This is a genomic window from Paramesorhizobium salinisoli, from assembly GCF_003335045.1.
GTDB lineage: Bacteria > Pseudomonadota > Alphaproteobacteria > Rhizobiales > Rhizobiaceae > Paramesorhizobium > Paramesorhizobium salinisoli.
Map to the genome: position 1 here is coordinate 1 of NZ_QOZG01000039.1, position 7,392 is coordinate 7,392.

8 protein-coding genes are annotated in these 7,392 nt (G+C 52.9%); 4 read left to right on the plus strand and 4 right to left on the minus strand.

The window, feature by feature from the left end; genetic code table 11:
* Positions 1–529: 529 nt before the first annotated feature.
* The gene (locus tag DUT91_RS24110) at positions 530–1,711 is read right to left on the minus strand and encodes an SH3 domain-containing protein (RefSeq protein WP_114442936.1); all 1,182 of its coding nucleotides are present in this window, start codon (positions 1,709–1,711) and stop codon (positions 530–532) included.
* A 449-nt stretch (positions 1,712–2,160) separates the two neighbouring features.
* On the opposite strand from DUT91_RS24110, the gene DUT91_RS24115 reads away from it, so the two are divergent.
* The 4 genes from DUT91_RS24115 (at position 2,161) to DUT91_RS24130 (ending at position 5,817) form a co-directional block, all read left to right on the plus strand.
* Entirely contained in the window at positions 2,161–2,853 is a 693-nt protein-coding gene (locus DUT91_RS24115) for a hypothetical protein (RefSeq protein ID WP_147272277.1), read from the plus strand.
* Positions 2,854–3,037: 184 nt separating this feature from the next.
* Complete coding sequence (locus tag DUT91_RS24120; RefSeq protein WP_160113711.1) at positions 3,038–4,114, plus strand: Shedu immune nuclease family protein; 1,077 nt, start codon at positions 3,038–3,040, stop codon at positions 4,112–4,114.
* A 194-nt stretch (positions 4,115–4,308) separates the two neighbouring features.
* The gene (locus tag DUT91_RS24125) at positions 4,309–4,947 is read left to right on the plus strand and encodes a hypothetical protein (protein ID WP_114442939.1); all 639 of its coding nucleotides are present in this window, start codon (positions 4,309–4,311) and stop codon (positions 4,945–4,947) included.
* A gap of 9 nt (positions 4,948–4,956) precedes the next feature.
* Entirely contained in the window at positions 4,957–5,817 is an 861-nt protein-coding gene (locus tag DUT91_RS24130) for a hypothetical protein (RefSeq protein WP_200835080.1), read from the plus strand.
* 86 nt (positions 5,818–5,903) lie between these two features.
* Here DUT91_RS24130 and DUT91_RS24135 read toward each other — a convergent pair whose 3' ends face one another.
* From DUT91_RS24135 to DUT91_RS26360, 3 genes are read right to left on the minus strand one after another with little or no spacing between them, the layout of a single operon-like run.
* Positions 5,904–6,545, minus strand: coding sequence for a hypothetical protein (locus tag DUT91_RS24135; protein WP_114442940.1), 642 nt, complete (start codon positions 6,543–6,545; stop codon positions 5,904–5,906).
* Positions 6,542–6,679 (minus strand): hypothetical protein, encoded by a 138-nt coding sequence (locus DUT91_RS25910; RefSeq protein ID WP_160113712.1) that lies wholly within the window; start codon positions 6,677–6,679, stop codon positions 6,542–6,544. The genes DUT91_RS24135 and DUT91_RS25910 overlap by 4 nt, the downstream gene beginning before the upstream one ends.
* Positions 6,680–6,690: 11 nt before the next feature.
* The gene (locus DUT91_RS26360) at positions 6,691–7,149 is read right to left on the minus strand and encodes a hypothetical protein (RefSeq protein ID WP_200835081.1); all 459 of its coding nucleotides are present in this window, start codon (positions 7,147–7,149) and stop codon (positions 6,691–6,693) included.
* Between the last annotated feature and the right edge of the window lie 243 nt (positions 7,150–7,392).

The window sequence follows — 7,392 nt, forward strand, 5'->3', positions numbered from 1 at the left end:
CCGCCAGTTCCTCGTCGATGAACAATGCGACCTCGAGATGATCGAGCGCGTCATGGCAGATGAGGTGAAGCGCGTCCTATAGCTTCGGCGGCTCGACCAAGCGGAAATGCTTTCGCCGGACGCTCACCTTCATTCCACCTTCTCCTCCTTGGCTAAGTCACGCCTTCGTCATGGACACGGTCACTTGATCCCGCCCCGAGCCACCAGCCGCTCAACGAATGTCTGCGAGTTTCTCTGTTTCGGCTTCCCGATGCGCCGCTTCTTCGGCGTATGCACGTACCGCCTGCGCCGGTAGTGTGATCTGACATAGGTTCCATTCTTTCGGTGATATCCCCGAACCCGCGTCGAGCCGCCATATGATTTATAACTCAATCGATAGGACGGAGACCAAGAACTGTATCCGTCATATCCGCCGGCTCTGGATGCCGCACTTCTCAGCCGCCCATCGACGGCCTCAACCTTTCTACTCCGGCCCAAACGCAAGAACGTATACCGCGCCGCGGCCTAAGAGCCAGTGCGTCTGGGAGTGCTAATCGCAACAAACCTTTCGAACATAGGTATTCCCGACCGTGATGAAGGCGTCTTCTGGCGCACTGGCCTTCGCCTTCATTTGCTTCAACATTTCTGCAGCCTGCTTTGCTGGAAACGTCCCAGATGCCGTAACTGCGAACCAGTGATTTGCCGCGAGGTATGCAGTCAGAGGCAATGGTGCATTCCTGATGTAGTTTTCCGCTTCGGCAAAATTATCAAAGCTGGCAATTTGAATATATCGATCATCGAACTGATTGTTGATGAACTGATCAACCTTCACCCAGTTGTGGTGCAAATATCCAATCCGCGTACCAACCCTTACCTTGTACCAACGATCACTTATGCTGAGGATCGCCACCCGATCTCGGTTTCTAAGCATGCCGAGTTTGCTGCCTTGTTGGCTTGGGCTATCCCTCAAGAATTCGAAGCCTTTTGGATGCCTGAACCTCCCCGTTTTCGCCCGTGGGATATCAAATCGAGCGTCCAGATTCGGAATACTGCTATCTGGTAATGCTCGGGTCGTCGGAGGAACATCTGATGTAGGTGGGGAAATACTATTGCCAGATTCGGGAAGATCTGCCGAGGTTTTGTCGGTTTTCGTTGTGACGCGATATTCAGCCATTTCGCTTTTGGATAAATACCGGATGTCATCGCTTTCGTACTTCAATGACAGTTGAAGCAAAGCGGGATCAACGCCCATCTCTGTCATGTATGAAATCGTCTCTGCGGTAATATGCTGGACATAGGAGACAGCGCTGTCGAGATCCATCCCTCGGCTATCGGCGAAGGAAGATTTGTGAACGCCAATCGCTCCTGGCTCAGCATATCGTATGGTGCCCCCAAGAAAGGCCAATGCGCAGGCGGAGGCACATTCTCCCTGCCTGGGCTGAAACGTGGCAAGCCCTAACGCCCTGATGAGCCTGCCTAGTTCCATGGCTTTTGGTGGATTGCCGCCCGGAGAATTGAACGCCACAAAGACCGGATCGGTCTCTTTAACCAGGCGCGTGAAGTGCGACAGATTTTGGTCGAAGTCAAAACTACCAGAAACAAGGATGAAGCCGATTCCGCTCGTCAATTTCCCAGTCGTGAACGTCAGGGCGGCTGATGCGCCTGTCGCCGATGCGATAAGAATCATTGCGCTAAAGGCGACTGCCTTCAGTCCGCACGCCGCTGTGCCCATGATTGGATCGCCCCCACCCAGAACTGTTCCTACAATCTAGCATTTTATTCGAAAAACGGTAGCGACGTATTGCGGTCGTGCCCATCCGACTAAGCACCAAGGGAAAAGCTCGCCACTTGGCCAATGCTGCCATATGGATAGCAGCCGCGATCTGCGGGGAGCGGAAACCAGCCGTACGTCTGCGTATTAGTCAGCATTCTAGGCCGATTGCAAGCAAGGGTTGACCACGACGAGCTGTTGGTTGATGTTCCTTTTGGGCAATTGAATTGGGGGGTTACAATGCGGGGGGCATATAATTGCTTAATTGCTGCGGCGATGGGCCGTGGTACTGGCAGGCTGTCAGTAATACGCTTCCTCTTTCAAACGCAGGAATGCTCAACAGCGCTTCTCAGGCTCGGGGCGATGAGATGTTAGATTCTGTCAGTCCGTATTCTCGTGAGTGGTCGTGGTTGCCGACCGTCGACGGTCAGACGGTGCTATCAATTATCATAGGGCTTGCGGCCACATCCCTTACGTTTTGGATCGCATATCGGAAAACAATAGGGGCAAGGGAAGAGCGAGTTCATGCAGCAAATCGAGATATATTGGCCACCGTTTTACAGCGAATAGCTGTAGAACGCGAGGTCTTATCAGACGCTCAGTTCGAGGCCATAAGAAAGGCACGTAGCTATCGTTCGGATGCGCCTTTTCATCGTTTATTTATCTTTCGTGAAGTCCTTGAGATAGTGCTTTCCGACGTACTCGAAAATCGCTTCCTTGATAAACAGGCCAAGAACGACGTGATTGGGGTGATTGAAAGGTGTCGCACCAACAGCGTGTTAGAGGCCGTGCATGAATCCGATACAAACGTAGCAGAACAGAAACGAAAATATATCGCAACGTTGGCATTTGTATCTGGGGCAGTTGGATTTGCGATTTCGACCCTCTATTACATTGCTTCAGAGAAAATTGCAGAAGCCGATCAGGCCTTCTATCGGCTAGTCATGGCGGTCAGCATCCTTGCCGGGGTGCTGACCGCTTCTTCATTGATGATCACGAGGCGATTCGGGAGATTCAACAGAGAACGTGATTATCAACACAGGAGGGTACAGAGTTATTTTTCAACGGCGACAGCACGTTTCAAGTCCGACAACGATCTCTAAGTTTTGAACAATTGATAGACGTGTCCGCAGATCGGACGGCACGTCCTTGAGTGCCTAGGCAAGGAAGAGCGCGATTATGTCCGAGAACGACGAGACATACTTCTGGGGGCGTCTTCCTCACTGGACATATTATTCAAAACGGATAAGCAAAATCCACGATCGGGAAGTGAATCCCCGCAGGTTTATGTACCGCATCTTTGAGGGCAACGGAGGCATTGTCGCCGTGAAGGAAGGCAAGGAAGTCGTTCTGCGCAATCAGGAGGGCGCTCGCTATCAGTTGAAGGCAACTCTTTATGAGAACGAGCACCGCATAACCAACCTAACCTTCCAGAAATGGAACAACAAAGGCGGCCCGCACAGGGAGATCGCCTTCACGCTTTACGGTCGCGAGATCGATGAGATGCTTACCTTCCTAAGGGCAGCAGAGACGATGATTTTCGTGGACGAACAAGGTGGCAAAATTCCCGATCGGGCACAGGTACAGTCCACCTTCGACCGCAGGCAGATTGCCAAAGTTCTGATGGAAGACCCGGCTATGCTCACCGCGGTGCTGGAGGCGGATATACAGGCGCAGGACATTTTCGGGCTCGCGCGACGCCGCCGCGAACTGGGCCATTTTCGCCGGATGCTCGACGATATCGATTTTCGCAGCGCCGAGGCGCAGAAGCATGGTGGCGCAGAGATGGCATGGCAGGCGTTCTTCGAGCGGAACATGTGGATATTCGGATACGGCCTTTCTTACATGGCCATGTCGGGGCTGGACGGAAAGGCACTGCGCAACAAGGTGGCGGGTTATAATATCGCCGGTCGGGGCAAGGAAGTGGACGGGCTGATGAAGACCGTCGCTGCCATCAATTCTCTCTGCTTCGTCGAAATCAAAACATCAGAAACAAGCTTGGTCAGAGCCTATAGACCAGGAGTCTTCTCGCCGACCACAGAATTGGCAGGCGCGGTATCCCAGATACAGGTCACCGTCCAGCGGGCACTTGAGGACCTGACGGAAGAGTTTCGGCCGACGCACCTTGAGACGGGTGCGCCAACCGGTGAGACGCTCTTCCAGTTCCAGCCGCGATCGTTCCTCGTGGTCGGAAACCTTGGTGAGTTCCAGACGTCGAACGGCACGAACAAGGACATGTTCAGGTCGTTCGAGCTCTTCCGCCGCTCCCTGAAATGGCCCGAGATCATGACGTTCGACGAGTTGTATGCTCGTGCCAAGTTTATCGTAGACGACGAGGAAACACCGTCATCACAGCATGAATAGCAACGAGACGATTAGCGCGACGATGACGCTGTTGAAGCTGCGCATATAGCGAAGAGGAAGGCTATATTCGAAGAGATGCACCCAGAAACGAAACATGGCGGAAATCAATCAGTCGCATCGTCGGAACAAGCTGGGGATTGATCTCTCCTCAAAGTTGAGTAATTTAGCCTCGGGCAATTTTAAGGGGGCTAATTATGAAAATCACAAATGCAGCTGCGCTCGCAGCTGTGTTCGGGACTGTTCTTGTCTCGGGCTGCCAATACAAGGCAGAGCCAGTGAGCGTTGCGACATACAATGTCTACTCATCGTATGATGGCAAGCTGGCAGGCAAGTACCTCCTGTATGTTGAGGGCTCAAAACTGGATAAGGCTATCAAGCCATCTGATTACAACTGCGCCGCACATACATTCCCGATCGCGCTATCCAGCAGCTTCGCAGGATCCGTCCGCAAAACGTTTCAAAATCTCGTCACCGAACTTGAAGTTGTCAACCAACCGGTAGACAGAAGCGACCTTCGTGCACGAGGTGCGAAGGGCATGATTATCGTTCGCGGCGAAGACGTAACCGCCCGCCTTCGGGTCGTTCCGGGGTTTTGGACAGCGGGCATGGATACCAACGTTGAGCTTGCCGCGTCTATTACAGTAGATGGAATTGGCGGTCGACTTCTCGGCACAACGGTATCTGGCGACGGAAATGCGCAGACCGACGCAGGTTTCGCCTGTGAGGGCGGCGCCAAATCCCTAACGCAATCCGCCGAGCAAGCAATGAAAGAGACGCTTGGCAGGCTCGGCGAGGCCCTGGTCAATTCGGAAAGAGTGAGGAAGGGAAGTTAGGCGAGGCAAATGACCGATAATACTGACAACGACGAATACCCAGAAGGAAGTAAAGGCGGAAAGGCAGCGAGGGGCACCTTGAACGCCTTGAGTGGCGCAATACCCTTTGCCGGAGGAGTATTGTCTGCAATTTCATCAGCGTGGTCGGAGCAAGAACAAGAGCGTATTAATTCATTCTTCAAGCATTGGATTGAAATGCTCAAAGCTGAAATGGCGGAGAAAGAGCAGACAATTATCGAAATAATGCAACGAATTGATATGAGTGATGAAGAGGTCGCTTCGAGGGTGGAAAGTCCTGAGTATCAATCATTGCTTCGAAAGTCATTTCGTGACTGGTCTGGCGCAGAAAGCGAAGACAAGCGTACTTTTGTTCGGAATCTTCTGGCGAACGCTGCGTCGATAAACTTATGTAATGATGACGTAATTCGACTTTTTCTAGATTGGATCAAAAATTTCTCGGAGCTTCACTTCGCGGTTATTGCGAAGTTCTATAATAAAGATGGAATAACTCGTGGAGAGGTATGGCGCGCGCTCGGAAAAGATCCGGTGAGAGAAGATTCAGCTGAAGCAGATTTGTTCAAGTTACTGATACGCGACTTGAACACAGGCGGGATTATTCGGCAACACCGTGCGACCGATTATGCAGGTAACTTTATCAAAAAGACGCCACAAAAGAGCCGTCCCGGCATGGGCAGCAAAGTGCACAAATCTGCATTTGATGATGATGACGGTTACGAGTTAACAGCCCTTGGGAACCAATTTGTCCATTATGCCATGACCGACGTGCCCGCGAAGTTGCAATACAATTCGAATAGGGACGATGAAACAAAACACAATGTTTCCGACAAAGGAATTTCAGACCTGTTTTAGAGAAGTTCAATTCTAGTCTAAAAAAAGAGCGACCCGCAGGCCGCCCATTCGTCCCGCACCAACAAATCCCGCGATCTCCGCGCCCCTCATGCCGCCGCCTCAATCGGCCTCCCGACCGTATCCGGCCAGCGATGGATTACCTTCATCTCGATCCCGTCCTTACGAACGGTCGTCATTTGCGCGCAACCGCCTACGGCGTGAAGCGCCAGTCCAGCCTTGTCAGTTGATCCACATAGCGCCTGGCGCTGCTCCTCCAAGATTCGAAGGCCAGACGATTCAGGATTGTCGAAATCGAACTGTCGTCGCTCGATGAAGGGACTGATGAAACTGGACACCTTTTTCATGGTGAAGGCAGGCCAGCCATTTTTTGGATAGCCGGTCAACACATAGGCAGCCGGCTCACCTGTAGATTCAGAAAATCCAGCGAGAAGCACCTCAAAGTTTCCGAACTTGGCATCCCGATCGCGGGTGGTCATGTCCTTTACAATATCGGGGAGACGTGCGGCCAGGTCATCAAACGTTTCTGCGCCAGATGCGGAGATACACCCCGAGACTATGATAGAAACCCACGCATAGCCGGTGCAAGAAATAACAGCACGATGGTGGAGGAGAGGCACGACCTTGTTTCCAAAACCGTGGATTGCGCCGCCGTTTTCCAAGTCGTAAACGGCGGTATCTGAAAATACCTGAATGTTGTCGTTGCCGACGAAGCAATTGGAAGCGCTCATTTGGTGACCCTCTTCTTTTTCTGACGCTGGGGCTTGATTACAAAAAGTGTAGGCGTCCCGACGAACGTTGATGTAATTCCTATTGACGAAAGCACGCCGCCAACTGCGGCTGCGATACCGGTAAAAACTGCCATTGTAATTTCCTTTATAGATTTCTTGTGCTGATCGCCTGCCGGACAGTCGTAACCACGCGCGCCGAGAATTCATTGTTCTGCTTGGCAACAACCTGCTCGAGCCTTGCAACAGCAGCGCTATCCGCGCCTCTGGCATCGATATTCCAGGTCGGAGAGAAAGTCGGCGTATTGCTGTTCGCTGCTTTTATCGCCTTGAGGTCAGGCATACGCGGAGCGCGCATCGACGGCATTCCAACCGCACCGCCGCCAGCATAGCCCTTCAGGCCACGACGCACGGCATCGAGCGCCGCAGGGCCGCCAGCCGCCTTCACCGATGCCTGGTCAAAGACATACTCGCCTTTGTGGACCACGCCTGCAGGTGCGTACTTGCCGCCTTGGCCGGTGTAGCCGCCATCTGCAAATAGTCCTGCGCCGGGCGTAGTCTTGAAGCCGCCACCGCCAAACAATCCGCCGAACAAACTGCCAAGCAAGCCACCACCGCCGCCTTTGGTGTCGAACTACGCCGGAGTCCACCGCCTCGATGGAGGCAACCATGAACGCTCGCGCCCATGCGACATCCTCAATTGAAACGACTGGCTGAACCGGATCCTCGCTTAAGGCGCGTAACGTCGCGAGCCGGATCGCGTTTTCGGCAAAGCGCCCGATTACACCGTCACGCGATTCGTCCTTCTCGATTTCGCTTTCCTGCCAGTCCTCAATTTCCAGCCACGCCT